The sequence below is a fragment of the Paraburkholderia sp. Cpub6 genome (assembly GCF_014201065.1).
Lineage (GTDB): Bacteria > Pseudomonadota > Gammaproteobacteria > Burkholderiales > Burkholderiaceae > Paraburkholderia > Paraburkholderia tuberum.
The window spans coordinates 1-24,059 of the sequence record NZ_JACHDM010000001.1 but is presented as its reverse complement, the minus strand read 5'-3'; the positions used below and the strand labels follow the sequence as shown (position 1 = coordinate 24,059).

At 64.1% G+C, this 24,059-nt stretch carries 27 protein-coding genes and 1 pseudogene; 16 read left to right on the top strand and 12 right to left on the bottom strand.

What is annotated here, in order from left to right; all coding sequences use genetic code 11:
- Positions 1 to 29: 29 nt before the first annotated feature.
- The 11 genes from urtE to ureG all read left to right on the top strand — a co-directional run bounded on the left by urtE (position 30) and on the right by ureG (position 7,967).
- Positions 30 to 722, top strand: coding sequence for an urea ABC transporter ATP-binding subunit UrtE (urtE, locus tag HDG33_RS00140; RefSeq protein WP_018419653.1), 693 nt, complete (start codon positions 30 to 32; stop codon positions 720 to 722).
- An 83-nt stretch (positions 723 to 805) separates the two neighbouring features.
- Positions 806 to 1,165 (top strand): hypothetical protein, encoded by a 360-nt coding sequence (locus HDG33_RS00135; protein ID WP_260330273.1) that lies wholly within the window; start codon positions 806 to 808, stop codon positions 1,163 to 1,165.
- A gap of 58 nt (positions 1,166 to 1,223) precedes the next feature.
- Positions 1,224 to 1,421 (top strand): hypothetical protein, encoded by a 198-nt coding sequence (locus HDG33_RS00130; RefSeq protein WP_184020920.1) that lies wholly within the window; start codon positions 1,224 to 1,226, stop codon positions 1,419 to 1,421.
- Between the two features lie 71 nt (positions 1,422 to 1,492).
- The gene (locus HDG33_RS00125; RefSeq protein ID WP_184020918.1) at positions 1,493 to 2,362 is read left to right on the top strand and encodes an urease accessory protein UreD; all 870 of its coding nucleotides are present in this window, start codon (positions 1,493 to 1,495) and stop codon (positions 2,360 to 2,362) included.
- Positions 2,363 to 2,577: 215 nt separating this feature from the next.
- Positions 2,578 to 3,390 (top strand): transporter substrate-binding domain-containing protein, encoded by an 813-nt coding sequence (locus HDG33_RS00120; protein ID WP_184020916.1) that lies wholly within the window; start codon positions 2,578 to 2,580, stop codon positions 3,388 to 3,390.
- 161 nt (positions 3,391 to 3,551) lie between these two features.
- Positions 3,552 to 3,854: an urease subunit gamma gene (ureA, locus tag HDG33_RS00115; protein ID WP_008923043.1), complete on the top strand. Its 303-nt coding sequence runs from the start codon at positions 3,552 to 3,554 to the stop codon at positions 3,852 to 3,854.
- 25 nt (positions 3,855 to 3,879) lie between these two features.
- Positions 3,880 to 4,185, top strand: coding sequence for an urease subunit beta (locus HDG33_RS00110; protein WP_018419648.1), 306 nt, complete (start codon positions 3,880 to 3,882; stop codon positions 4,183 to 4,185).
- A gap of 87 nt (positions 4,186 to 4,272) precedes the next feature.
- Positions 4,273 to 5,979 carry an urease subunit alpha gene (ureC, locus tag HDG33_RS00105; protein WP_184020914.1) on the top strand — a complete coding sequence of 569 codons (1,707 nt, stop codon included), beginning with the start codon at positions 4,273 to 4,275 and terminating at the stop codon, positions 5,977 to 5,979.
- Between the two features lie 2 nt (positions 5,980 to 5,981).
- Positions 5,982 to 6,617 carry an urease accessory protein UreE gene (gene ureE / locus HDG33_RS00100; protein WP_184020912.1) on the top strand — a complete coding sequence of 212 codons (636 nt, stop codon included), beginning with the start codon at positions 5,982 to 5,984 and terminating at the stop codon, positions 6,615 to 6,617.
- Complete coding sequence (locus HDG33_RS00095) at positions 6,604 to 7,284, top strand: urease accessory protein UreF (RefSeq protein ID WP_184022802.1); 681 nt, start codon at positions 6,604 to 6,606, stop codon at positions 7,282 to 7,284. Before ureE ends, HDG33_RS00095 begins: the two co-directional genes overlap by 14 nt.
- A gap of 20 nt (positions 7,285 to 7,304) precedes the next feature.
- A complete protein-coding gene (ureG, locus tag HDG33_RS00090) occupies positions 7,305 to 7,967 on the top strand; it encodes an urease accessory protein UreG (protein ID WP_184020910.1) in 663 nt (220 codons plus the stop codon).
- A gap of 47 nt (positions 7,968 to 8,014) precedes the next feature.
- Here the strand turns inward: ureG and HDG33_RS00085 are convergent, their stop codons facing one another.
- The 5 genes from HDG33_RS00085 to HDG33_RS00065 all read right to left on the bottom strand — a co-directional run bounded on the left by HDG33_RS00085 (position 8,015) and on the right by HDG33_RS00065 (position 13,193).
- Complete coding sequence (locus tag HDG33_RS00085; RefSeq protein ID WP_260330272.1) at positions 8,015 to 8,179, bottom strand: hypothetical protein; 165 nt, start codon at positions 8,177 to 8,179, stop codon at positions 8,015 to 8,017.
- A 75-nt stretch (positions 8,180 to 8,254) separates the two neighbouring features.
- Positions 8,255 to 9,568 (bottom strand): lipid IV(A) 3-deoxy-D-manno-octulosonic acid transferase, encoded by a 1,314-nt coding sequence (gene waaA, locus HDG33_RS00080; RefSeq protein ID WP_184020908.1) that lies wholly within the window; start codon positions 9,566 to 9,568, stop codon positions 8,255 to 8,257.
- A gap of 88 nt (positions 9,569 to 9,656) precedes the next feature.
- Positions 9,657 to 10,541, bottom strand: coding sequence for a Kdo hydroxylase family protein (locus tag HDG33_RS00075; RefSeq protein ID WP_184020906.1), 885 nt, complete (start codon positions 10,539 to 10,541; stop codon positions 9,657 to 9,659).
- A gap of 80 nt (positions 10,542 to 10,621) precedes the next feature.
- On the bottom strand, positions 10,622 to 11,623 hold the full coding sequence (gene waaC / locus HDG33_RS00070; RefSeq protein WP_184020904.1) for a lipopolysaccharide heptosyltransferase I: 1,002 nt from the start codon (positions 11,621 to 11,623) through the stop codon (positions 10,622 to 10,624).
- A gap of 175 nt (positions 11,624 to 11,798) precedes the next feature.
- A complete protein-coding gene (locus tag HDG33_RS00065) occupies positions 11,799 to 13,193 on the bottom strand; it encodes a phosphomannomutase/phosphoglucomutase (RefSeq protein WP_184020902.1) in 1,395 nt (464 codons plus the stop codon).
- Between the two features lie 305 nt (positions 13,194 to 13,498).
- Between HDG33_RS00065 and HDG33_RS00060 the strand changes: the two genes are divergently transcribed.
- The 4 genes from HDG33_RS00060 (at position 13,499) to galE (ending at position 17,922) form a co-directional block, all read left to right on the top strand.
- Positions 13,499 to 14,761 (top strand): oligosaccharide flippase family protein, encoded by a 1,263-nt coding sequence (locus HDG33_RS00060; RefSeq protein WP_184020900.1) that lies wholly within the window; start codon positions 13,499 to 13,501, stop codon positions 14,759 to 14,761.
- A complete protein-coding gene (locus tag HDG33_RS00055) occupies positions 14,758 to 15,588 on the top strand; it encodes a glycosyltransferase (protein WP_184020897.1) in 831 nt (276 codons plus the stop codon). Before HDG33_RS00060 ends, HDG33_RS00055 begins: the two co-directional genes overlap by 4 nt.
- Before the next feature lie 149 nt (positions 15,589 to 15,737).
- Positions 15,738 to 16,886, top strand: coding sequence for a glycosyltransferase family 4 protein (locus HDG33_RS00050; protein WP_184020895.1), 1,149 nt, complete (start codon positions 15,738 to 15,740; stop codon positions 16,884 to 16,886).
- A gap of 13 nt (positions 16,887 to 16,899) precedes the next feature.
- Entirely contained in the window at positions 16,900 to 17,922 is a 1,023-nt protein-coding gene (gene galE / locus HDG33_RS00045) for a UDP-glucose 4-epimerase GalE (RefSeq protein ID WP_184020893.1), read from the top strand.
- Positions 17,923 to 18,047: 125 nt separating this feature from the next.
- On the opposite strand, the gene HDG33_RS00040 is transcribed toward galE, so the two are convergent.
- On the bottom strand, positions 18,048 to 19,607 hold the full coding sequence (locus tag HDG33_RS00040) for a methyl-accepting chemotaxis protein (RefSeq protein ID WP_184020891.1): 1,560 nt from the start codon (positions 19,605 to 19,607) through the stop codon (positions 18,048 to 18,050).
- A gap of 248 nt (positions 19,608 to 19,855) precedes the next feature.
- Between HDG33_RS00040 and HDG33_RS00035 the strand changes: the two genes are divergently transcribed.
- On the top strand, positions 19,856 to 20,956 hold the full coding sequence (locus HDG33_RS00035; RefSeq protein ID WP_184020889.1) for a glycosyltransferase: 1,101 nt from the start codon (positions 19,856 to 19,858) through the stop codon (positions 20,954 to 20,956).
- A 128-nt stretch (positions 20,957 to 21,084) separates the two neighbouring features.
- Here the strand turns inward: HDG33_RS00035 and HDG33_RS00030 are convergent, their stop codons facing one another.
- The 6 genes and pseudogenes from HDG33_RS00030 to HDG33_RS36880 all read right to left on the bottom strand — a co-directional run bounded on the left by HDG33_RS00030 (position 21,085) and on the right by HDG33_RS36880 (position 23,679).
- Positions 21,085 to 21,342: a hypothetical protein gene (locus HDG33_RS00030; protein ID WP_184020887.1), complete on the bottom strand. Its 258-nt coding sequence runs from the start codon at positions 21,340 to 21,342 to the stop codon at positions 21,085 to 21,087.
- Positions 21,323 to 21,783: pseudogene (locus tag HDG33_RS00025) on the bottom strand (DUF2778 domain-containing protein). The gene HDG33_RS00030 and the pseudogene HDG33_RS00025 overlap by 20 nt, the downstream one beginning before the upstream one ends.
- A gap of 362 nt (positions 21,784 to 22,145) precedes the next feature.
- The gene (locus HDG33_RS37980) at positions 22,146 to 22,295 is read right to left on the bottom strand and encodes a hypothetical protein (protein WP_311548036.1); all 150 of its coding nucleotides are present in this window, start codon (positions 22,293 to 22,295) and stop codon (positions 22,146 to 22,148) included.
- Between the two features lie 79 nt (positions 22,296 to 22,374).
- A complete protein-coding gene (locus tag HDG33_RS00015) occupies positions 22,375 to 22,902 on the bottom strand; it encodes a DUF2778 domain-containing protein (RefSeq protein WP_184020882.1) in 528 nt (175 codons plus the stop codon).
- 3 nt (positions 22,903 to 22,905) lie between these two features.
- Positions 22,906 to 23,127, bottom strand: coding sequence for a hypothetical protein (locus HDG33_RS00010; RefSeq protein ID WP_184020879.1), 222 nt, complete (start codon positions 23,125 to 23,127; stop codon positions 22,906 to 22,908).
- A 231-nt stretch (positions 23,128 to 23,358) separates the two neighbouring features.
- Positions 23,359 to 23,679: a hypothetical protein gene (locus HDG33_RS36880; protein ID WP_221311249.1), complete on the bottom strand. Its 321-nt coding sequence runs from the start codon at positions 23,677 to 23,679 to the stop codon at positions 23,359 to 23,361.
- Positions 23,680 to 24,059 lie beyond the last annotated feature (380 nt).

The window sequence follows — 24,059 nt, the reverse complement described above, 5'->3', positions numbered from 1 at the left end:
CATCGTCAACCCGACCGGATGACTGAACAATGCTCGAAGTAGACCGACTGAACCAATACTACGGCGGCAGCCATATTCTGCGCGACGTGAAGCTCACGGTGCCCGACGGCAAGCTGACGGTGCTGCTCGGGCGCAACGGCGTCGGCAAGACCACGCTGCTGCGCTGCCTGATGGGCGTCGTGCCCGCGAAAAGCGGCGCGATCGCATGGCGCGGCGAACAGTTGATGAAACTGCCGACCCATGCCCGCGTCGCTCAGGGGCTCGCCTACGTGCCGCAGGGCCGCGATATCTTTCCGCGCCTCACCGTCGAGGAAAATCTGCTGGTGGGCGCCGCGAGCAGAAAGGCGCCGAAGAAAATCCCCGAGCGCATCTACGAGCTTTTCCCGGTACTGAAGGACATGCGCAACCGGCGCGGCGGCGATCTCTCCGGCGGTCAGCAGCAACAGCTCGCGATCGGCCGCGCGCTGATGAGCGAGCCGCAACTGCTGATCCTCGATGAGCCGACCGAGGGCATCCAGCCGTCGATCATTCAGGACATCGGCCGCACGCTGCGGCAGCTCGTCGAGGACATGGGCATGACGGTGCTGCTGGTCGAGCAGTACTACGACTTCGCCAAAGCGATCGCCGATCGTTACTGGGTGATGAGTCGCGGCGAGATCGTCGCGGGCGGCGAGGGGGCGAACATGGATGCGGATGGGGTCAGGGGGTTGATTGCCGTGTAAGCGAGCTCAAGTTATCCGCCGCGCAACCGTTACACAGGCTAGGCAACGCCGCAACGCCGCAACGGTTCGACGAGGTGGACACCATGGACGACAACAAGCAGGTCAGACGCGAGTTTTACAGAAACCCAGCCTCCTATTGCAGGGTGATGAACGTCGTGTCGGCGGTCACTTTTGGTCTATTCGAAGTGGACAGCGGCGGTACGGTCGGCATGCTGTCGGTGCGCTGGGAGAAGCTCGGCAACGAACTCGCGCCGCAGCTGCACGCGTATTACGACAGCTGGCACGTGCTCGCGTCGTTCCCCGACGTTCTCGCGAGAATGGCCGGGACGACCGGGCCGTCGTGTTCGCCGGAAGCTTTCTGTCAGCTATTGCTCGACTGCGGATTTATCAATCGCGCGGAACGGGGCGTGGACGATCACGCCGAGCCGACACTCGTACCCTAGACGCCGCCGCGATACGGCCTGGGTCGGCGACACAACATCGATATAGAGGGAGAAAAGCATGTCCGTGACGGTTCTCGTCGAATATCAGTATTGCCAACATGGCAAGAAAGCAATCCAGACAGGCAGCGACTCGTTGACCGTCCAGGAAAACACCCCCCGCGCGATCCTTGCGTTGCTGCGACTGTTGCATCCGCAGTGGGAGGGCATCAAGGTGCTGTCGGTGACCGAAGCCTCGCCCGAGAGTACCGCGTCGTAGCCGCTGCCGCGGCTTCCGCGCTTCGACACGCGTGCTATCCTCGTCGCACGCCGATTCCCCCATCCATCCGCATGTCGCTTCACGAAAACCACGCCACGCTCGCCGCCGCGCACACGCCGTGGCGCGCGCGACTCGAACTCGGCTTCGTCGGCGGCGACGCTCGCACGACGCTCGCGCACCGGCTGCACGACGGACCGCTGCGCGTGCAACGGCCGCTCTATCCGGAAGGCCCGGCGATCTGTCACGCGGTGATCGTGCATCCGCCCGGCGGCGTCGCGGGTGGCGATCAGCTCGACATCGACATCACGCTCGCCGCGCAAACGCATGCGGTGCTGACGACGCCGGGCGCAACCAAGTGGTACAAGTCGAACGGCCGCGCGGCGCGGCAGCGCATCGCGCTGCGTGTCGGTGAGCACGCGAAGCTCGACTGGCTGCCGCAGAACAACATCGTGTTCGATCACGCGAACGCGCACCTCGATTTTTCGCTGACGCTCGCCGACGGCGCGAGCGCGATCGGCTGGGACGCGACCCAGCTCGGACGCCAGGCGGCCGGCGAACGCTGGTCGGCGGGTAGCTTGCGCGCGGTGTCGCGCATCGTCGGCGCGAATGGCGAGCTGCTGTGGTTCGAACGCGCGAGCCTCACCGCCGACGATCCGCTGCGCGCCGCGCCGCAGGGGCTCGCCGGCTTTCCGGCCTACGGCACGCTGTGGGCCGCAGGCGCCGCTTGCGACGACGCGCTCGCCGAATCGCTGAGCGCGCAACTGCCGTTCGACGACACGTTGCGAGCAGCCGCCTCGTGCGTGACGAACGGCGTGCTGCTCGTGCGCGCGGTGTCGCGCTCGATGGAAACGCTGCAGCACGCGCTCACGCGCTGTTGGCTGCAATTGCGGCCGGTCGTGCATGGTGTCGCGGCGGTGCCGTTGCGGATCTGGTCGACCTGACAGCGCGGCTTCCCGCTTTCGTCTTCATCACGCTCTTTGCGCACCAAGGCGGCGCACGCGCACGCCCCAACCATGTGCGCGAACTGGCGCAGCACGCCGCCGCGCCACGCCGCAGAGGGATGGCACACAGCTTGCATTGCACTCGCCACTTCGCGGCCGGCCACGATGAAGCCAGCGACGACCCGACACCCACGACACCACCACTGCTCACGCCCATGACCCGCACTCTCTCCCGCTCCGCGCGCCGCGCCTTGCTGGCCGCATTGCTCGCCTTGCCCATCGTCGCCGATCTCGCGTTTCATGCGGGCCCCGCGCACGCCGACACGCTCGACAACATCGCCAAGGCCGGCGTGCTGAAGGTCGCCGTGCCCGAAGACTATCCGCCGTTCGGCTCGGTCGGCCCCGACATGAAGCCGCAGGGCTATGACATCGACACGGCCGCGCTGCTCGCCAAGGCGATGAACGTGAAGCTCGAACTCGTGCCGGTCAACAGCGCGAACCGTATTCCGTATCTGCAAACGGGCAAGGTCGACCTCGTGATCTCGTCGCTCGGCAAAACGCCCGAGCGCGAGAAGGTGATCGACTTTTCGAGCGCGTACGCGCCGTACTACCAGGGCGTGTTCGGTCCCGCCGACATCAAGGTGAGCGGTCCCGCCGATCTCACCGGCAAGACCGTCGGCGCGACGCGCGGCGCGCTCGAGGAAATCGGTCTCACGCAGATGGCGCCGAACGCGACGATCAAGCGCTTCGAGGACAACAACGCGACGATCGCCGCGTTCCTGTCCGGCCAGGTGCAGCTGATCGCGGCCGGCAACATCGTCGCGGCCGCGATCCTCGCGAAGAATCCGCCGCGCCGTCCGGAGCCGAAGTTCGTGATCAAGAACTCGCCGTGCTTCGTCGGCATGAACAAGAACGAGCCGCGCCTGCAACAGAAGGTCGATGCCGCGATCGCCGAGGCCAAACACGACGGCACGCTCGGTGCGATGTCGAAGAAGTGGTTCGGCGCACCGCTGCCCGCCGACCTGTAATTCTGCAAACGCGGTGGCATGCGCGGTCGCAAACGTAGTTGTAAGCGCGCCGTTAGCCGGACTTGATACCGTGGCCGGATGATCGCGCGACGCCAGGCCCCCGTCACCGCGACGCGACCACGACGCCGCCACGACACATCAAACGCCGAGACCCACACCCGATGAAGCTGACACCTCGCGAGAAGGACAAGCTGCTGATCTTCACCGCCGCGCTGCTCGCCGAACGGCGCCGCGCGCGCGGCCTCAAGCTGAACTATCCGGAGGCGGTCGCCTTCATCACCGCCGCGCTGATGGAAGCCGCGCGCGACGGCAAGAGCGTCGCCGAGGTGATGCACTATGGCACCACGCTGCTCACGCGCGCCGACGTGATGGAGGGCGTGCCCGAGATGATCCCCGACATCCAGGTCGAAGCGACGTTTCCCGACGGCACCAAGCTCGTCACCGTCCATCACCCGATTCCCTGAACTCCTCTTCGTCAAGGCAGGCCCCATGATTCCCGGCGAACTCCTCATCGACGACGGCGAGCACGAACTGAACGCGGGCCGCGCAACGGTCACGGTGGTCGTGTCGAATACCGGCGACCGTCCCGTGCAGATCGGCTCGCATTATCATTTCTACGAGGTGAACGACGCGCTGTCGTTCGATCGCGAAGCGGCGCGCGGCTTTCGCCTGAATATCGCGGCGGGCACCGCGGTGCGCTTCGAGCCCGGTCAGGAGCGCACGGTCGAACTCGTCGCGCTGGCTGGCGAGCGCATCGTCTACGGCTTCAACGGCAAGGTGATGGGCAAGCTGTGATGCGCTGCCCGCGCCCTGGCGTTTCGACCGCCCTGCTCCGCCTTGCCTTGCCTGTCGCTCGCTTGTAGCTCATTCCGGACCCACACCATGACATTACGCATTGGCCGCCGCGCGTACGCGGAGATGTTCGGCCCCACCACCGGCGACCGCGTGCGCCTCGCCGACACCGAACTGCTGATCGAGATCGAGCGCGACTTCACGACCTACGGCGAAGAGGTCAAGTTCGGCGGCGGCAAGGTGATTCGCGACGGCATGGGCCAGTCGCAGCGCGTGCATGCCGAGGTCGTCGATACCGTCGTGACGAACGCGGTGATCCTCGATCACTGGGGCATCGTAAAGGCCGACATCGGCATCAAGGACGGCCGCATCGCGGCGATCGGCAAGGCCGGCAATCCCGACATCCAGCCGAACGTGACGATCGCGATTGGCGCGGCCACCGAAGTGATCGCGGGCGAAGGGCTGATCGTGACCGCGGGCGGCATCGATACGCACATCCACTTCATCAGCCCGCAGCAGATCGAGGAAGCGCTCGCGAGCGGCGTGACGACGATGCTCGGCGGCGGCACCGGCCCCGCGACCGGCACGAATGCGACCACCTGCACGCCGGGGCCGTGGCATCTCGAACGCATGCTGCAAGCGGCCGACGGCTATCCGATGAACCTCGGCTTTCTCGGCAAGGGCAACGTGAGCCAGCCGGCCCCGCTGACCGAACAGATCGCCGCGGGCGCAATCGGTTTGAAGCTGCACGAAGACTGGGGCACGACGCCCGCGGCGATCGACAACTGCCTTGGCGTCGCCGACGATACCGACACGCAGGTCGCGATCCACACGGATACGCTAAACGAAGCGGGCTTCGTCGAAGCGACCGTCGCCGCGTTCAAGGGCCGCACGATCCACACGTATCACACCGAAGGCGCGGGCGGCGGCCACGCCCCGGACATCATCAAGGTGTGCGGCGAAGCGAACGTGCTGCCGTCGTCGACGAATCCGACGCGGCCCTACACGGTCAACACGCTCGACGAGCATCTCGACATGCTGATGGTGTGCCATCACCTCGATCCGTCGATTGCCGAAGACATCGCGTTCGCCGAATCGCGGATTCGCCGCGAGACGATCGCCGCCGAGGACATCCTGCACGATCTCGGCGCGCTGTCGATGCTTTCTTCGGATTCGCAGGCGATGGGCCGCGTCGGCGAAGTGATCATCCGCACGTGGCAGACCGCGCACAAGATGAAGGTGCAACGCGGCGCGCTGCCCGAGGACAACGCGCGCCACGACAATTTCCGCGCGAAACGCTATGTCGCGAAGTACACGATCAATCCGGCGATCACGCACGGCATCGCGCATGAAGTCGGTTCGATCGAACCGGGCAAGTGGGCCGACCTCGTGTTCTGGGAGCCGGCGTTCTTTGGCATCAAGCCGTCGCTGATCCTGAAGGGCGGCATGATCGCGATGGCGCAGATGGGCGATCCGAATGCGTCGATTCCGACGCCGCAGCCCGTGCACTATCGCGAGATGTTCGCGACGCGCGGCGGAGCGCTGGGCCGCACGTCGCTGACCTTCGTGTCGCAACTCGCCGCCGATGCGAATGTGGCCGAACGCTATGGTTTGCACAAGCGCATCGTCGCGGTGAAGAACTGCCGCAACGTGACGAAGGCCGACATGATTCACAACGCGTGGCGCCCGAACATCAGCGTCGATCCGGAAACCTATCAGGTGATCGCCGACGGCCAGTTGCTGACCTGCGATCCGGCCACCGTGCTGCCGATGGCGCAACGCTATTTCCTGTTCTGATCATGCGTACACTGAACAAACTTCTCGCGCCGCATCTGAAGATCGCGCCGGTACTCGTCAAGCGCGCGCCGACCTTGACGCTCGCGTTCGATGAACGTCGCAAGAGCCGTCTCGCCGCGACACTCGATGACGGCGAGGAAATCGCATTGCTGTTGCCGCGCGGCACCGTGCTGCGCGATGGCGACGTGCTCGTCGCCGATGATGGCGGGCTCGTGCGTATCGTTGCGGCTGATGAAGCCGTGCTTGTCGTACGCGCATCGGACGCGTTGACGTTGACGCGCGCCGCCTATCACCTCGGCAATCGTCATACGCTGGTCGAAGTGGGCGCCGATTATCTGAAACTCGAATACGATCCGGTGCTCGCCGACATGCTCAAGCGCATCGGCGCGACGGTCGAGCACGTGTCGCTGCCGTTTCAGCCTGAAGCCGGGGCGTATGGCGGTGGACATAAGCATGGGCACGACGAGACGTTCGCCGAGGACTATGCGATCGCGCAGCAGGTGTTTGGTGAGCATCATGGGCATGAGCATGCTCATGCCCATGATGGCTCTTCTCACTCGCACGATCATGACCATGACCACGTGCACGACGAATCGTGCGGACATGGACACCACCCGCATCGTCATGCGCATCGCTGAATTCACCGCGCTGCTGCATCTCGCGTCGCCAGCACTGCCGATTGGCGCGTTCAGCTATTCGCAGGGTCTCGAAGCGGCGATTGAAGCGCAGCTCATCACCGATGCCGACTCCGCGCGCATATGGATCGAACGCGGCCTGACCGACGTGCTCGCGCGCGGCGAGTTGCCGTTCCTCGCGCAGCAGATCGAACGCTGGCGCACGCACGACGCCGTGGAACTCGCCGACGCCAACGCCGAATTCCTCGCGAGTCGCGAGTCCGCCGAACTGCGCCGCGAAACGGAGCAGATGGGCTGGTCGCTGCGACAGCTGTGCGTGTCGCTCGAATGGGGCGACGTGGCGAGGCGCGAAACGCTCGCGTCGCTGACGCCACTCGCGCAGCCGAGCGCGTTCGCATTCGCCGCTCACGCGCACAATGCTCCGGTCGATGCCGCGCTCGCCGCCTATGCGTTCAGCTGGGTCGAGAACCAGGCCGCCGCCGCGTTGAAGGCCGTGCCGCTCGGCCAGCTCGCGGGGCAACGCATCATCGTCGCGCTGCGTGAGCCGATCGACGCGGCCGTCGCGCGCGCGCTCGCGACCTCGCGTGACGACCTCAACACGTTCGCGCCGCAGCTCGGCATTCTGTCGGCGCGCCACGAGTCGCAGTATTCGCGGCTCTTCCGCTCGTAGCACGATTCCCACGATCCATCATGAACGCATCTCATCATTCCGCTTCCCATACCGCGAGCCAGATCCGCACGAAGAAGCTGCCGCCGCTGCGCGTGGGCGTCGGCGGCCCGGTTGGCTCGGGCAAGACCACGCTGCTCGAAATGCTGTGCAAGGCGATGCGCGACCAGTACGACCTCGTCGCGATCACGAACGACATCTATACGAAAGAGGATCAGCGTCTGCTGACCGTCGCGGGCGCGCTGCCGGCCGAGCGCATCATGGGCGTCGAGACGGGCGGCTGCCCGCACACCGCGATCCGCGAGGACGCATCGATCAACCTCGAAGCGGTCGACCGCATGCTCACGCGTTTTCCGGATGCGGACATCGTGTTCATCGAATCGGGCGGCGACAACCTCGCGGCGACCTTCAGCCCGGAGCTGTCGGACCTGACGATCTACGTGATCGACGTCGCGGGCGGCGAGAAGATTCCACGCAAGGGCGGACCTGGCATCACGAAGTCGGATCTGCTCGTGATCAACAAGACCGATCTCGCGCCGCTGGTGGGCGCGAACCTCGATGTGATGGCATCGGACGCGAAGAAGATGCGCGGCGAGCGACCCTTCGTGATGTGCAATCTGAAGGCGCTCGAGGGTCTTGATGACGTGGTGAAGTTTATTGAAAAGAAGGGGTTGTTGAAGGTGTGAGCAAGTGACGCTTCACTCGCCAGGATGGCATTCGCGCAGGAATGCCATCATTCGGTGCCATCCTTCGATAGATAGAAGCGCACCATCTTTTCGTTGAAGTCGGCCGCGCGATGAGCGGGCACGCTGATCACATCGATACCGTTTGCCATCAGCACGCCGTTCATCATGAAGCGCGACTTGCGCTTGTTGCCGTCAAAGAAAAACTGCTGCAATGCGCCGAACAGGAAGAACGCGCAGCCGCGTTCTCGGGCGTCCCTTTTTTGCTAACCGCGGCACCACAGTCACCCCTACTCCGGTAACAACGCCGCCAACACATCCACCGTCCTCGCCGTCGCCCCGCGATGCCTCGCCGCAAACGCGGCAGCCGCACCGCCCATCGCGAGCCGCCGCGACTTGTCGCCGAACAGCTCGCGCAGCGCGCGCGCCAGATCGGCCGGGTCCTGCACCTGCACGGCGGCACCGGCCGCGACCGCATCGGCGGTGGCTTGCGTGAAGTTGAAAACGTGCGGCCCGATCAGCACCGGCACGCCGACCGCGCACGCTTCGATCAGGTTCTGTCCGCCAAGCGGCAACAGACTGCCGCCGATAAACGCAAGATCCGACGCCGCGTAGTAAGCGCCCAACTCGCCCATCGAATCGCCGAGCAGCACGTTCACGTCGCGAGGCAGCGGCGCCACGCCATCGTCAGCGGTGCGCGCCGCCGACGCGACCTTCGCATCGGGCGCCCAACTCGATCGGCGTTCGAGCCGCAACCCCGCTTTCTCGACGAGCGCCGCGACTTCATTGAAGCGCTGCGGATGACGCGGCACCAGAATCAGCAGCGCATCGTCGATGCCGAGCGCCGCGAACGCCTCGAGCACGAGCGCTTCTTCGCCCTCGCGCGTGCTCGCCGCGACCCACACGGGCCGCGTGCCGATCGCCGCGCGCCACGCGTGGCCGCGTGCCGCGAGTTCGGGCGGCGTGCTCATGTCGAACTTCAGATTGCCGAGCACCGCGACATTGCGCGCGCCGAGCGAGGTCAACCGCTCGGCATCGGACGGACTCTGCGCGAGCACGCGCGCGAAGCCGCCGAACACGTCCTTCGTCGCGCCGCCGAATTTCGCCGCGCGCTTGAACGAACGCGCCGACATCCGCGCGTTGGTCAGCACGAGCGGCACGTCGGCGCGACGGCACTCGTCGATCAGGGTCGGCCACACCTCGGTTTCCATCACGAGACCGAGCGACGGCCGCCACCCGCGCAAGAAGCGCCGTACCGCGTGCGGCATGTCGTACGGTAGATAACTGCGCAACACGCGGTCGCCGAAAATCTCGATGCCGGTCGCGCGGCCGCTCGGCGTCATGTGCGTAAGCAGAATGCGCGCGTCGGGGCGCGCCTTCATCAGCGCATCGATCAGCGGCTGCGCGGCGCGCGTCTCGCCGACCGACACCGCATGCACCCAGATCAACGGCGCGCTGTCCTCCGGCAAGCGTCCGCGCGAATAACCGAAGCGCTCGCCGATATGCTCGCGATAACCGCGCTCCTTACGCGAACGGATCAACAGACGCAGCACCGCAAGCGGCGCGATGAGCCACCAGAGCGCGCGATAGATCGCCCTTAGCATCGGCGCCCCGCGTGATTCGCAAAGCGCAGCGCGCTCACGCGCGCGATGCGGGCCGGCATCTGCCCGGCCCTCGAATCGACCGCCGCGCTCAAACCAGCGCCCTGCCCTTCAGGCGCTCGAGAATGCCGAGCGGCGCGCATTCCGGCTGCGCCATCGCCTTCACCGGCAGGAAGAAAGTCTGCTCCAGCATGAACTGGCCGGACATCACCGCATGCGAGGTCTGGTCGGAGAAGCACACCCACACGCTGCCCGGTGGAAACGGCATCGTCTGTTGCGGGCTCGTCTTCTGATAGTCGAGGTCGGCCTTCATGCCGTCGTGCAGACTGAGCATCAGATGATCGTATTCGCTGCGCAGCGATTTGGTCACGTGCAGCAGGTTCAGCAGCCACGCGGAGCCGGGCATCTGCGGCTTGATACGCGGCAGGAAGCGCTGCGCCATGTCCTCGAACGGCTCGCCGACGCGCCATACGCGCGGCACGCCATGCGGATTGACGTTGGTGAACACGCGCAGGATGCGCTCGCCGTAGTTCGGCCGCGACGGAAACGCGTCGACGTGCAGACGGCTATCGTCCTTGCGCCACGAGGTTTCGCGAGTCTCGACCTGATGCAGCCGCAGGCTCGTCGGCGCGACCCGCAGCTTGCCGCTGTACTCGGGAAAGAGCCCGTCGACGAGCGTGCGCGCATTCGCCTGATAACGCGCGATCAACGCGCGCACCGCCGATTGCGTGACCGCATCGCCGGCCACGCCATGCAGCGCGCCGCCGTTCGGTTCGAGGCTGATGTTCTTGCGGTTCGGATCGGCGAGCGCCGGGTCGAGCAGCGCCTGCTCGCCACCGTCGATCGCGAAGCGCAGGTTCGGGAAGTACAGCACCTTGCCGCGCTCGACGCCGGCGAGCAGCGTCTCTCGAGGCACGGACAGGTTGCAGCCGTGCCAGTCGGCGTTCGCTACTTCGATGATCTGGGTTTCGTTCATGGTCGCCCTTTGGAACGGAGGGTGCGCAAGGCGAAGCGCACCGACAGGATGCAGCAGGTGCTGATGCCGGCCGGCCCGGGTTACAACAGCCCGAAGCCGGCAAGCACCGACTTCACCTGCTGCAGCGTAGGCGGCTGCCCTGCCGCGCCGAGATTGACGACGTTCGGCGACCAGTAGCCGCCGGTGCGCCACGCGGTCGAGAAATTGTACAACTCGACCGTGGGCCGCTTCAGCGCCGCCGCGATATGAACCAGACCTGTGTCAACCCCGACCGTCGCGGCCGCGCCATCGATCAGCCCCACCACAGCCGGCAGCGACAGCTTCGGCGGCACGATCGCGGCCGCGCCGAACTCCTTCGCGAGCCGCTCGCTGGTCGCGCGCTCGGCGTCGCTGCCCCACGGCAGCACGATCGACGCGCCGCGCCGCACCAGCGCCTGCCCGAGTTCGATCCACGCGGCATCGGGCCACTGCTTGTCGGCGCGCGAAGTCGCGTGCACGAACACCACGTACGGCACCGGCAGATTCAGATTCGCCTGCGACAGCGCGAGCGCGGCACGGCCCGTGTCGAGACCGAAGTCGATGTCGTCGGTGGGTTGCGGCGGCGGATCGTTCAGCGCCGCGGCCACCAGTTGACGCGTGCGTTCGACCACGTGCGTGCGCGGCGCGATCGGCACGCGGCGCCCGTAGAAAAGGCGCACCGGCCATTCGTAGCCGGCGCCTTCGGTACGGTTGCCGAGGCCGACGAGCGGTCCGCGCGCCATGTTCGCGAGCCACGCGGTCTTGATGAGGCCCTGGCAGTCGATCACCAGATCGTAGTGCTCGGCGGCGAGCGCGCGGCGAAACGCGCCGATCTCGCGCCAGTTGTCGACGGACAGGATGCGCTTGCGCCAGCGCCGCAGCGACACCGGAATCGCGCGGCGCACGCCGGCCACGAGTTCCACGAGCCCGACGAAGCTTTCCTCGACGAGCCAGTCGATCTGCGCGTCGGGATGGCGGCGCCGGATGTCGGCGATCACGGGCATGTTGTGAACGACGTCGCCCAGCGACGACACCCTCACGATCAGTATCTTTTGCGCGCTCAAGAGTGAGAAAACCGGCTATCCGGCTCGAAGATGCGTTGAAAGGACCGCAATTCTAGCGCGCCGTCCATGAAAGACATGAAAAACGCGGCGCGGTAAGGCAACCCGCGCCGCGTTCGGTAGGGGCGACGCTTCGAGCCGTCTTGACGACCTTCGAAGCGCAGCGCCGCATCAGCCGTCAGAACGGCAGTTTCGCATCGGCCTTCTCCGCGAGAATCACGCGGCGGAAGTCGTCCTGGATGCGTTTGAGCGCCGCGTCGTTGTCGGCCTCGAAACGCATCACCACGACCGGCGTCGTGTTCGACGAACGCGCGAGGCCGAAGCCGTCCGGATACTCGACGCGCAGACCGTCGATCTTCACGACGTTGTCCGCGCCGGTGAACTTCGCGTTCTGCTGCATACGCGCGATCAGCTCGAAGTTCTCGCCTTCCTCGAGTTTCAGCTGCAGCTCGGGCGTGGAGTGCGAGTTCGGCAGCGAGTTCAGCAGCTTGCTCGGGTCGGCGACACGCGTGAGGATCTCGAGCAGACGCGCTCCCGTGTACAGGCCGTCGTCGAAACCATACCAGCGGTCCTTGAAGAACACGTGGCCACTCATTTCGCCAGCCAGCGGCGCGCCGGTTTCGCGCAGCTTCGCCTTCACGAGCGAGTGGCCGGTCTTCCACATCAGCGGCTCGCCGCCCTTGTCCTTGACCCACTTCGCGAGATTGCGCGTGCACTTCACGTCGTAAATGATCTGCGCGCCCTTGTTGCGCGACAGCACTTCTTCGGCGAACAGCATCAGCTGACGGTCCGGGTAGATGATCTGGCCGTCTTTGGTGACGACGCCGAGGCGGTCGCCGTCGCCGTCGAACGCGAAGCCGATTTCCGCATCCGTTTCCTTCAGCGCGCGAATCACGTCTTCGAGGTTCTCCGGGTGCGCCGGGTCCGGGTGGTGATTCGGGAAGTTGCCGTCGACTTCGGTGAACAGTTCGACGAGTTCGCAGCCGAGCTTCCTGAACAGCTTCGGCGCGAGCCCACCGGCCACGCCGTTGCCGGTATCGACGACGATCTTGATCGGACGCGCGAGCTTCACGTCGCTCGCGATGCGCTCCAGATACGCGTCGGCGATGTCGTACTCGGCGTAGCTGCCGCTGCCGTCGGCGAAGTTCTCGTCGACGATGCGCTGATGCAGCGCGAGAATCTGCTCGCCGTAAATGGCCGCGCCGCGCAGCACCATCTTGAAGCCGTTGTAGTCCGGCGGATTATGGCTACCCGTCACGACGATGCACGAGTCGACGCGGCGCTCGCCGCCCGCCAGTTTCAACGGTACGCTCGCCGCGAAGTAGCCGACCGGCGTGGGCACCATGCCCACGTTCACGACATCGACGCCGGCCGCACGCAGGCCGTCGGACAGCGCCCCGATCAGCTCGGGGCCCGACAGGCGTCCGTCGCGCGCGACCACGACCGCGTCGCCGCCCTGCGCGCGCACTTCGCTGCCGAATGCGCGACCGATGGAACGCGCGGCGTCGGCGTCGAGCGTCTGGCCAATGACGCCACGAATGTCATACGCCTTGAAAATGGATTTGGAGATCATGTTGGCTCACTTGCGTGCAATGGAAAGTTTTGACCTGCGCACATACGATAACCGGTAAAAACGCAGTAAAAATTCGCGTTAAAAACACCTGTTACCGCGCCTCGATGCGCCCTTGCCGGAAGCGGTCCGGTTCCAACTTATAATTGCGTTTTTCTGACCAGCCTGAATACCGCCATTCTAATGCTTAGACGCCCTCCATTTGTAAAGTTGCCGTGGCTGCCGGCCGGGCGGGCGAATGCGCATAGCGCCGCATGCATGGCCGTGCGAGGCGGCTTGACCGACGCGCAGCGGCGAGCGGCCAACGGATGCTGACGGTCAAGCGCTTCGCCAATCCCGACGTCACCCGAGCTTTGACGAACATCGTCTGGCTGGGTCTCGAGCGGCTCACGCAGATCGGCGTCGCAATCGTGATCAGCGGCATGCTCGCGCGTTACTTCGGGCCCGAAACGTTCGGCAAATGGCAGTACGCGAATACGCTGCTGCTGGTGCTGTCGCCGATCACCTGGGTCTGCGGCGCGGAAATCCTCGTACCGACCATCGTCAACCGGCCGCCCGAACAACTCGGCACCGTCCTCGGCAGCGCGTTCGCGTTGCGCTTCTCCGTCTCGGCCGTTGCGCTGCTGCTCACGTGGCTCGGCATTGCGCTGCACTTCTTCGAACCGCTCGTCGGTGCGATGCTCGCCGGCCTCGCGGTGACGATGCTGTTTCGCGAGCCGTTCGTCGGCGTGATCAACGCGTGGCTGCAAAGCATGACCTACAGCAAGCCGCAATTGCTGACCAGCATGAGCACCGCGGTGATCAAGGCGGCTCTCGTCTATCTGCTGGTGCGCGCGACGGCCGCGCCCGCGCGTTTCGGCTGGCTGTGGGCGCTCGAATCGGCGGCGATCGGCGCGGTGCTGTTGCTCTACTTCATGCGCCGGCATGGCGGCAAGCTGGGCTGGCATGTCGAACGTTCGCTCTTCAGGCACTTCGCGAGCGCGGGCACCGTGTTCTGGCTCGGGCTCATCTGTATGTATCTATTTCTGAAACTGGACCGGCTGATGCTCGAACGCGCGATTTCGTTCGCCGACCTCGGTCGCTACTCGGCCGCCCAGCAGTTGAATGAAAACTGGATCACGCTCGCGCTGATGCTCGCGCAAACCATTGCGCCCGCATTCGTCTACCGCGTGCAAGGCATCGCGCAACTGCGCCGCAACATGTGGCGGCTCACCGCGCTGAGCGCCGTGCTGATGGTGTGCGGCGCGTTCGTGCTCGATCTGCTCGCGGGCTTCATCATCCGCCGTGTGTTCGGGCCGGACTTCGAAGGCGCGATCGAAATCTTCCGCTGGGCCGTGTGGCTGTCGGTGCCCGCCGGCGTCGAGGCGATCGGCAATCTGGTCGTGCTCAAATATCAGGCCAGGTTCGTGTTGCTCGCCAAGTGGCTGCTCGCGCTCGCCGTCGCGTTCGCGGTCAATCTGCTGGCGATCCCGCGGCTCGGCGCGTATGGCGCGCTCGTCGGCCTCGCGGCCGGCTATCTGGCGGCCGTCTCGGTCAATCTTTATTACATCCGTTTCAAATTGCGCCCATGACGAATTCATCCGCCTCCGCGCAAACCACGCTCGACGACGTCGCGGTGCTGATACCCGCCTATAACGGCCAGGCGGACGTCGATTCTACGCTCGCGTCGTTCGAAGAAAGTGCGCTGGTGCACGTACTGATCGTCGATGACGGCAGCACGCCGCCGATCGTCGCGCCCACGCTGCCGAACCTGAAGATCGAAGTGCTGCGCATGGCGCAGAACGGCGGCATCGAGCGTGCGCTGCGAACCGGCATCGACGCGCTCGCGCAGCGCGGCTTTCGCTATGCGGCGCGCATCGACGCGGGCGATCGCGCGGTGCCGCGGCGGCTCGCGAAGCAGCGCGCGTTCATGGAAGCGCATCCGAACGTGGCGGGCCTCGGCATGTGGACCCAGGTCGTCACGCGCGCGGGCGAGCGGCTTTTCATGCTGACGCCGCCGGCCGAGCCGAACGTGATCCGGCGCGAGCGCTTTTTCCGCTCGTGCCTCGCGCATCCGTCGATGATGCTGCGTATCGATGCCGTCCGCACAGTCGGCAACTACCGCGCCGCGTATCGTTCGGCGGAAGACCTCGATCTGTTCGTACGTCTGATGGAACGCTATGACTGCGCGAATCTGCCGGAACTCGGCCTTTTCTATGAGCTGAACGAAGGCGGCATCAGCGCGACGAAACGGCGCCGGCAGATCGGTTCGACGCTGCGTTTGCAGTTGCGCTACTTCAACGTGGCCAATCCGTACGACTGGTTGGGCCTCGCGAAGAATCTGTTGCATCTGATGCTGCCTTATCGCACGTTGCAGCGGGTCAAGCGCGCGCTGCTCACGCCGCGCGCGAACCGTTGAGTCGCGCCGCGTGTGAGCGTTGTCGTTGCCGCTGTCGCTGTCGTTGCCGCTGTCGTTGTCGCTTCATTCGCTGAGGTTCGCGCCGCATCGTAGGGCGCTGTCTCCGTATCAATGGTCCACACTTCATTCAACGCCCGGCATTTCTTCGCATGAAGCCCTCTTTCAAGTCGACGCCCGCGCTACGCATTACACTCGTTTGCAACACGGCCTGGGCAATCTATACCTATCGGCAAGGGCTGATCCGCACGCTGATCGGGCGCGGCGTCGACGTGACGGTGCTCGCGCCGCGCGACCGCACGTTCGAGTTGCTCGCCGCGATGGGCTGCCGTTGCATCGAGCTGCCGATGGCGTCGAAAGGCACCAGTCCGGGCGAAGATCTGCGCACGCTCGTCGCGCTGTATCGGCAGTACAGGACCATCCGTCCGCATGTCGTGTTTCACTACACGATCAAGCCGAACATCTACGGCTCGATCGCGGCGAAGCTGGCTGGCGTGCAGTCGGTGGCGGTCACCACCGGGCTCGGCTATGTGTTCATCCAGCACAGCCGCGCGGCGCAGATCGCCAAAAGGCTGTATCGTTTTGCGTTCCGCTTTCCGCGTGAAGTGTGGTTCCTGAATCGCGACGATCAGGCCGCGTTCATCGACGGCAAGCTGCTCGTGCATCCGGAGCGCGCGCGGCTGTTGCACGGCGAGGGCGTCGATCTCGAGCAGTTCGCGTTCACGCCGCTGCGCGAGCGCGCGGAATTTCGCTTCGTGCTGATCGGGCGGCTGCTGTGGGACAAAGGTGTCGGCGAATACGTCGAGGCCGCGCGGCAATTGCGCGCGCGCTACCGCCACGCGCGCTTCCAGCTGCTCGGGCCGGTCGGCGTCGACAATCCGAGCGCGATCACGCGCGAGGAAGTCGCCGCGTGGGAACAGGAAGGCGTGATCGAATATCTGGGCGAGGCGCACGACGTGCGGCCGTTCATCGCCGATGCCGATTGCGTGGTGCTGCCGTCGTATCGCGAAGGCGTGCCGCGCACGCTGATGGAAGCGTCGGCGATGGGCCGGCCGATCGTCGCGACCGACGTGCCCGGCTGCCGCGAGGTGGTGGCCGACGGCGTCAACGGCTTGTTGTGCGAAGCGCGCAATGCGCAGAGCCTCGCCGCGAGTCTCGCGCGCATGCTCGAGATGAGCGGCGCGGAGCGGCGCGCGATGGCGGAACGCGGCCGGCAGAAAGTCGCAACCGAATTCGACGAACGCATGGTCGTCGAAACGTACAAAGACCTGGTGCAAAAAATCACGGGTGTTTTACTTTAATGGGAGCAACAGCATGACCACGAAGGGCACGATTCTGGTAACGGGCGGCGCGGGCTTCATCGGCTCGCACACCTGCGTCGAACTGCTGAACGGCGGCTACGACGTCGTGGTGATCGACAACCTCGTGAACAGCAAGCGCGAATCGTTGCGGCGCATCGAGAAAATAACCGGCCGTGCGGTGAGCTTCTACGACGACGACGCGCGCGACGCGGCCGCGCTGCAGCGGATTTTCGATGCGCATCCGATCACCGGCGCGATTCATTTCGCGGCGCTGAAAGCGGTCGGCGAGTCGGTCGCGAAGCCGATCGAGTACTACGCGAACAACGTCGGCAGCCTGCTGACGCTACTCGGCGTGATGCGCGATCGCAACGTCAAGCAGTTCGTGTTCAGTTCGTCGGCAACGGTGTACGGCGTGCCGAAGAGCTCGCCTATCGACGAATCGTTCCCGCTGTCGGCGACCAATCCGTATGGTCAATCGAAGCTGATCGCCGAGCAGATCCTGCGCGATCTCGAAGTGTCGGACCCATCGTGGCGCATCGCGACGCTGCGCTACTTCAATCCGGTCGGCGCGCATGAAAGTGGCCTGATCGGCGAAGATCCGGCCGGCATTCCGAACAACCTGATGCCGTACGTCGCACAGGTCGCGGTCGGCAAGCTCGACAAGCTGCGCGTGTTCGGCGGCGACTACGAGACGCCCGACGGCACCGGCGTGCGCGACTACATCCACGTGGTCGATCTCGCGCGCGGGCATCTCGCCGCGCTCGATGCGCTCGTCGAGCGCGATGCGAGCTTCGTCGTCAATCTCGGCACGGGCCAGGGCTATAGCGTGCTCGACGTGGTGCGCTCGTTCGAGAAGGCGTCGGGGCGGCCGGTGCCGTACGAGATCGTCGCGCGCCGCCCGGGCGACGTCGCGCAGTGTTTCGCGGACCCGAGCGCGGCCGAGAAAATCATCGGCTGGCGCGCGCAGTTCGGCATCGAGCGCATGTGCGCGGACCACTGGCGCTGGCAGTCGACGAATCCGCAGGGGTTTGCATAAAGCGCTTCGGCACCAGCGCATCCCGTTAAAAAAATGGCGGCGGCATTCGCGCAGCGCGGATGCCGCCGCCGTTTGCTTTGGCGCTCACCTCGTCAGAACGGTGAGCGCCGTGGCTGCTGAACGCGTTACGCCGTTGCCCCTTCCAGCTGGAACACCGCGACCGCATCACGCAACGCCATCGCATGCTCCTCCAGCGACTTCGCCGCGGCCGCCGCCTGCTCGACGAGCGCCGCGTTGTGCTGCGTGACCTCGTCGATCTGCGACACCGCCTTGTTGACCTGCTCGATGCCGTCGCTCTGTTCGAGCGCCGACGCCTCGATCTCGCTCATCACGCCGGTCACGCGCTCGACGGCCTTCAGCGCTTCCTGAATCGTCTTCTGCGCATCCGACACCAGCGAGGCACCCTCCTCGACCTTCGCCGCCGACTCGCCGATCAGCTCCTTGATCTCCTTGGCCGCCGCGCCCGAGCGCTGCGCGAGGCTGCGCACTTCCGAGGCGACCACCGCGAAGCCGCGTCCCTGCTCGCCCGCGCGCGCCGCTTCGACGGCCGCGTTCAACGCGAGAATGTTGGTCTGGAACGCGATCCCCTCGATCATGCCGATGATCTCCGTGACCTTGCGCGACGACTCGCTGATGCCGTCCATCGTCTCCGTCACGCGCGACACCACCTTGCCGCCGCGCGTGACCGTATCGAGCGCGCCGTGCGCGAGGCGGTTCGCCTGCCTGGCGTTGTCGGCGTTCTGTTTCACGGTCGCCGACAGCTGCTCCATGCTCGCCGCGGTCTGCTGCAGCGCGGCCGCCTGCTGCTCGGTGCGCGCCGACAGATCGGCATTGCCCGACGCGATTTCGTTCGCGCCCTGCGTGATCGCGCTCGTGCTGCCGCGCACCTTGCCGACCGTTTCGACGAGGCCGTCGCGCATCCGCGTCAGCGCGCCGAGCAGCTGGCCCATCTCGTTGCGCGATTTCACCTTGATCGCGACGCTCAGGTCGCCGGCCGCGATGCGCTCGAAGTGCTTGACCGTCGCGTTGACCGGCTTGATCAGCGCCGACGACAACGCGACCCGAGCGCCCACCGCGATCACGAGCGCGATCACCGCGATCGCGCCGAACAGCACTGTCGCGAGCTGGAAGCGTCGCGCGCCGGTCGCGGCCTGCTGATGCTGATTGTCCATCTGCGCTTTTTCGAGCGCGTCGATCGCTTTCGAGTAGGACGCGTACAGGCTGTTCGCCGTGTCGCCCTGGATGTTGCGGAAGGTGTTGAAGTCGAAGTCGGTCAATGCCTTGAATTCCGGTTCGATCGCCTTGTCGACGAGCGCCGCGCGCGCGTCGCCGACGCTCTGCGCAAGCTTGCGCTCTGCGTCGCTCGCGAACGGGCCGGCCATGTAGTTGCGGAAGTCGTTGTTCGATTCGAGCAGCACCTTGTGCGCGGCCGGCAGCAGATCGTCGGTCTGCTTGCCGACGCTGAACAACGTCTGATAGGTGCCCAATGCGAGCTGCACCTGCAGAAGCTTCTCGGAACTCGCCTTCAGATGCGACAGCGCGACCGCACTGCGCTGCGTGTCGTCGAGGCTGTCGTTGGCGAGCTTCAGCGCGCCGTAGCCGACAGCGATCACCGTCAGAAGGAAGGCGACGAATACGCTGATCACGAGCGTCAGTCCGCCACGAATTGTGATGTTATTAAGCATTGGGTCTCCGGAACGCCTTTGTTGCGCGCGACTTACACTTCGTCGCATCCAGGTTTACGGTTGCGGCGCGCGCGCGCCGCATAGGGGGAATCCATGAGGAGCGAGCGCTCACGGGCCTGTGCGGGTCGCTTCGGTCTCGCTATCTGGGATTTTTTGCCGGCCTGGATGAAGGCTTCGCGCCCGTGCCGCGCGCCGGCCGCCGCACGTTTCGTTTGTATAATTCCGCGTCTTCGCTCAGGCCCACTTTCATGCTTAGTTTTGCGCTCGGCTTTCTCGTCTCTCTGCTGATCACGCTGTTGATCGTGCGCTATGCGCATCTGCATGAAAAGTTCTCGACCGACACCGATCTGGCCGGCGTCCAGAAATTCCACGTGCGGCCGGTGCCGCGCATCGGCGGGACTGGGATTCTGGTCGGGCTGATCGTCTCCGCGGTGCAGTTGCATCGCGCGTATCCGGCCGTATCGGGCAGCATTCTCGGGTTGATCGCGTGCGGCATGCCGGCGTTCGGCTCGGGGCTCGTCGAGGATCTGACCAAGCGCGTGTCGCCGCTCGCACGCCTGATCTGCACGATGGCGGCCGCCGCGCTCGCCTGGTTCTTTCTCGACATCGCGGTCACCCGCATCAGCGTGCCGCCGCTCGACTTTCTGCTGTCATATGCGGCGATCTCGTTCGTGGTCACGGTGCTCGCGGTCGCGGCGCTCGCCAACGCGATCAATATCATCGACGGCTTCAACGGCCTCGCGTCGATGGTCGCGTTCATGATGTTCGCGTCGCTCGCGTATGTGGCGTTCCAGGTGCACGACCCGGTCGTGCTGTCCGCGTCGTTCATGATGATGGGCGCGGTGCTCGGCTTCTTCATCTGGAACTTCCCGGCCGGGCTGATTTTTCTCGGCGACGGCGGTGCTTACTTCATCGGCTTCATGCTCGCCGAGCTGTCGATCCTGCTCGTGATGCGCAATCGCGACGTATCCGCGTGGTATCCGGTGCTGCTCTTCATGTACCCGATCTTCGAGACCTGCTTCTCGATCTACCGCAAGAAGTTCATTCGCGGCATGTCGCCGGGCATTCCGGATGGCGTGCATCTGCATATGCTGGTCTACAAGCGGCTGATGCGCTGGGCGGTCGGCGCGCGCACCGCGCGCGAACTGACGCGCCGCAACTCGCTGACGTCGCCGTATCTGTGGCTGCTGTGCCTGATTGCGGTCGTGCCGGCGACGCTGTTCTGGCGGCACACGCTGCATCTGTTCTGCTTCGTCGTGGTGTTCGCGGCGACTTATGTGTGGCTTTACGTGAGCATCGTGCGGTTCAAGTCGCCGCGGTGGATGGTGGTGAGGAGGGGGAAGCGGTAAGCAGAAGCGACAAAGGCTGAAATCGGCTCACTCGGCTCGAAATGTAGCAATAAATCCTCTCTGCACGAGATTCCTCCAAATTCATCAATGCACGGGATAAACAAAAGCCCCGTCGCCGGGGCTTTCGTCTACCTCGTGCGATACCACCGCCATAGCTTCAGGATCGCCACATACACCAGCGCCGCCACGATCAGTTCGATAGTCACCCACACCATGTAATACAGGTCATCAGGGTCACGCACACCGAGCCAATCGGAAGCCGCCCAATATGCATTCGACTCGCTTTCTGTCCACTCGTACGGATACGGCCGGACATAAAGAACAGAGAGAACAAACAGCGCCAGAAACAACGTGACCTTGAACAGTCTACGGGCAAGTGTTGCCATATGTGATGACCTCAATTGTTCCGTAGGCCCGAAGCCCCGAAATGCCGGCAGGGATCGTCAGCAACCAAGTGATGCGCCGTGCCCGCCTGCTGGATGCAACCGGAACTGCCCACGCTTGACACCATTGACCCAAGTGAAATCATCGACTAGTCCATCATCCCGATACATGGCGAACCAGTCACCGTGATTCGACGGATGGCCGAAAACGGCATTCAACGCGTCTTTTCCCAATGCGTAAGCCTGTGAACGGATGCCACCAGTCGGACGGTCGACGATCCAGTATTTGCCGGCGGGAATCGACCCCTTGCTAGGCACAGCCGTGCAGCCGCCCCGATTGCGGTATTGCCGGTCGCCAGAATAAGCGTCAAAGGTGCCGATGCCAGAAATGGTGAGCGGTGATAGTGGCTCGTTATTCACGAGGAATTTGCCGGTGCAGGCCATATGTCACACATCCTGATTACGCTGGCTGTAGGTCATTGCGTCCTGCACAGGGTCCTCCCGTCGGGGAACCTTGCCCGTAAGCGCGCGTGCCCCTGGCGCGCTACAGGTCGATTCCCGATTTGCCGCCTCCTTCGCCTAGGCAAAAAAAGCGCGCCACAAGGGCGCGCAAAAATTTGCATCACAGATAAAAGAGCTAACCGAACCGCCACCTCAGCGAGAAAGCGATACCGGGTTGCGACGATTCAATGCTAGGTGTATGTGCCGGGCGCAGGCTTCAGACAACTCCGAAAAGCCGGGGCGTGCGCGATGGTCGTCAACTCTCCTGAGCAAAAATAGAAAAGCCCCCTCCCCAGGGCTTTCGTCTACTTCGTGCGGTACCACCGCCATAGCTTCATGATCGCCACATACGCCAGCACCGCCACGAGCAGTTCGATAGTCATCCACAGGCCGATATACAGGTTTTCGGGATCGCCGATACCTAGCACCTCCGAAGCGTGCATCCATGCACGCATCTCGGACTCGGTCCACCCATCGTCGTACGGTCGGACAAATCGAAATGACAGAAGGTACAGACCTATAAACAGCAGGACTTTAAGCACCCTTCGGACAGGTGTTGCCATATGTGACGACCTCAATTGTTCCGTAGGCGCGAAGCCCCGAATTGCCGGCAGGGATCGTCATGGTGTGCAGGAGTGAGTTGCGGATTCTCAGGAAATCCGTACGGCTCGGCAGGGTAATGCAGCCAAGCGAAACACCCCGACCACCTGCCGGATGCAACCTGAAGTTTCCACGCCGCACGCCGTTGATCCATGTGTAATCGTCGATTAGCCCATCATCACGATACAGTGCAAACCATTCACTGTGATCGGTCGGGTGCGACGAGTAGTAATTGAACTCATCTTTTAACCACGTTTCTACCGCAGAGCGCACGCCGCCAGTAGGGCGCGGGACGATCCAGTACTTGCCAGCGGGGATCGGCCCGTTATTGGGGACCATTGTGCAGCCGCCCCGATTGCGGTATTGACCGTTGCCGGAATAGGCGTCGAATGTGCCGATGCCATTAATGGTGAGCGGTGACAGCGGCGCGTTGTCCACGAGAAATTTGCCGAAGTAAGCCATGTTTCACGCCTCCTGATTGCGCTGGCTGTAGGTCATTACGTCCTGCATAGGCTCCTCCCGTTGGTGAACCTTGACCGTAACCGCGCGGGCCGCTGGCGCGCTACAGGTCGATTCCGGAATTGCCGCCTCTTTCGCCTGGACAAAAAAACGCGCCTCAAGGGCGCGCAAAACCTTTGCATCACAGAAAAAGAGCCAATAGAGCCGCCACCTCAGCGGGAATGACATACCGGGTGGCGACGGTTCAATGCTAGGTGTGTGTGCCGAGAGCAGGCTTCAGACAACTCCGAAACGCCGAGGCGTGCGCGATGGTCGTGAACTCTCCTGGGCAAAAAAAGGTTCTTCGCGGATTTCCGGGGAAGACCGATTGCGGACAGGCCGTAGTCGCCCAATAGCGGTAATTGAGTGTCTAGCAGAATCGGAGGGATTCACTGAATTGTCCTTCATAAAGACCGAGATCTAGCTTCGCTCAACAAGATCTATAAGGCGCAAATAGCGTGGATCTGATGTCAAATCAGGTTCGGTTTCCGCAATCAGTGCTAGCACCTTCGGTAACTCGTACGGCGGACGGGTGAGAACCTGAGGTGTAGTTCTGTTCATCAAATCCAGCGTCGCTTCAGGGAATAGAGCAGCGATCGGCTGTTCCTCATTGATCTCTCGGGTGAACCGGTAGAACGGATGGTCATTTGTCTCCACCGGCACCAAGAACTTTTTCAGCGCGTCGTAGACGGCCGGGAAGCTATCGCCGGTGTCATCAAGCAGGCCGATCCATACCCGCATCGATGCAGAGGTCCTGTATCGGCGCTCTCTCGGCCAGTCCTCGTTGATTAGAGGGATGACGTGTTTGGCCCAGCCGTTGTCATTTTTTTGTCCAACCAGGCCCAACCAGGGATATGAACCGGTTTCGAGTGTCGTCAGACATCGCTCGAAAGGCCGAACGCATTTCGCGTCGTGAAAGACCGCTCGGCTCATTCGGGTGAAACACTCGCATGAAGCCTAGCCATTGGGCGGCTACCGTCGAGAGGTCGCGATTCCAAGAAAATCCTTCGCCCCACGGAATGGGGTTAAGGCTACGCTGAACAAGCCGCGAATTCGGCAGCGTGTCAGCAATTTGAACGTCGCCAAGTCATGAGGCCGAGCTTGAGCCATTGCTTTTCGAC

What these genes read in the sequence shown, in the direction of transcription:
- ureC (WP_184020914.1), top strand. Translation starts at nt 4,273, where the DNA reads ATGACATTACGCATTGGCCGCCGCGCGTACGCGGAGATGTTCGGCCCC.
- HDG33_RS00135 (WP_260330273.1), top strand. Translation starts at nt 806, where the DNA reads ATGGACGACAACAAGCAGGTCAGACGCGAGTTTTACAGAAACCCAGCC.
- HDG33_RS00130 (WP_184020920.1), top strand. Translation starts at nt 1,224, where the DNA reads ATGTCCGTGACGGTTCTCGTCGAATATCAGTATTGCCAACATGGCAAG.
- galE (WP_184020893.1), top strand. Translation starts at nt 16,900, where the DNA reads ATGACCACGAAGGGCACGATTCTGGTAACGGGCGGCGCGGGCTTCATC.
- HDG33_RS00125 (WP_184020918.1), top strand. Translation starts at nt 1,493, where the DNA reads ATGTCGCTTCACGAAAACCACGCCACGCTCGCCGCCGCGCACACGCCG.
- ureA (WP_008923043.1), top strand. Translation starts at nt 3,552, where the DNA reads ATGAAGCTGACACCTCGCGAGAAGGACAAGCTGCTGATCTTCACCGCC.
- HDG33_RS00010 (WP_184020879.1), bottom strand. Translation starts at nt 23,127, where the DNA reads ATGTCATTCCCGCTGAGGTGGCGGCTCTATTGGCTCTTTTTCTGTGAT.
- HDG33_RS00055 (WP_184020897.1), top strand. Translation starts at nt 14,758, where the DNA reads ATGACGAATTCATCCGCCTCCGCGCAAACCACGCTCGACGACGTCGCG.
- HDG33_RS00095 (WP_184022802.1), top strand. Translation starts at nt 6,604, where the DNA reads ATGCGCATCGCTGAATTCACCGCGCTGCTGCATCTCGCGTCGCCAGCA.
- urtE (WP_018419653.1), top strand. Translation starts at nt 30, where the DNA reads ATGCTCGAAGTAGACCGACTGAACCAATACTACGGCGGCAGCCATATT.
- HDG33_RS00040 (WP_184020891.1), bottom strand. Translation starts at nt 19,607, where the DNA reads ATGCTTAATAACATCACAATTCGTGGCGGACTGACGCTCGTGATCAGC.
- HDG33_RS36880 (WP_221311249.1), bottom strand. Translation starts at nt 23,679, where the DNA reads ATGCGGGTATGGATCGGCCTGCTTGATGACACCGGCGATAGCTTCCCG.
- ureG (WP_184020910.1), top strand. Translation starts at nt 7,305, where the DNA reads ATGAACGCATCTCATCATTCCGCTTCCCATACCGCGAGCCAGATCCGC.
- waaA (WP_184020908.1), bottom strand. Translation starts at nt 9,568, where the DNA reads ATGCTAAGGGCGATCTATCGCGCGCTCTGGTGGCTCATCGCGCCGCTT.
- HDG33_RS00110 (WP_018419648.1), top strand. Translation starts at nt 3,880, where the DNA reads ATGATTCCCGGCGAACTCCTCATCGACGACGGCGAGCACGAACTGAAC.
- HDG33_RS37980 (WP_311548036.1), bottom strand. Translation starts at nt 22,295, where the DNA reads ATGCGTGCATGGATGCACGCTTCGGAGGTGCTAGGTATCGGCGATCCC.
- HDG33_RS00065 (WP_184020902.1), bottom strand. Translation starts at nt 13,193, where the DNA reads ATGATCTCCAAATCCATTTTCAAGGCGTATGACATTCGTGGCGTCATT.
- HDG33_RS00015 (WP_184020882.1), bottom strand. Translation starts at nt 22,902, where the DNA reads ATGGCTTACTTCGGCAAATTTCTCGTGGACAACGCGCCGCTGTCACCG.
- HDG33_RS00060 (WP_184020900.1), top strand. Translation starts at nt 13,499, where the DNA reads ATGCTGACGGTCAAGCGCTTCGCCAATCCCGACGTCACCCGAGCTTTG.
- HDG33_RS00075 (WP_184020906.1), bottom strand. Translation starts at nt 10,541, where the DNA reads ATGAACGAAACCCAGATCATCGAAGTAGCGAACGCCGACTGGCACGGC.
- HDG33_RS00030 (WP_184020887.1), bottom strand. Translation starts at nt 21,342, where the DNA reads ATGGCAACACTTGCCCGTAGACTGTTCAAGGTCACGTTGTTTCTGGCG.
- HDG33_RS00035 (WP_184020889.1), top strand. Translation starts at nt 19,856, where the DNA reads ATGCTTAGTTTTGCGCTCGGCTTTCTCGTCTCTCTGCTGATCACGCTG.
- HDG33_RS00050 (WP_184020895.1), top strand. Translation starts at nt 15,738, where the DNA reads ATGAAGCCCTCTTTCAAGTCGACGCCCGCGCTACGCATTACACTCGTT.
- HDG33_RS00120 (WP_184020916.1), top strand. Translation starts at nt 2,578, where the DNA reads ATGACCCGCACTCTCTCCCGCTCCGCGCGCCGCGCCTTGCTGGCCGCA.
- ureE (WP_184020912.1), top strand. Translation starts at nt 5,982, where the DNA reads ATGCGTACACTGAACAAACTTCTCGCGCCGCATCTGAAGATCGCGCCG.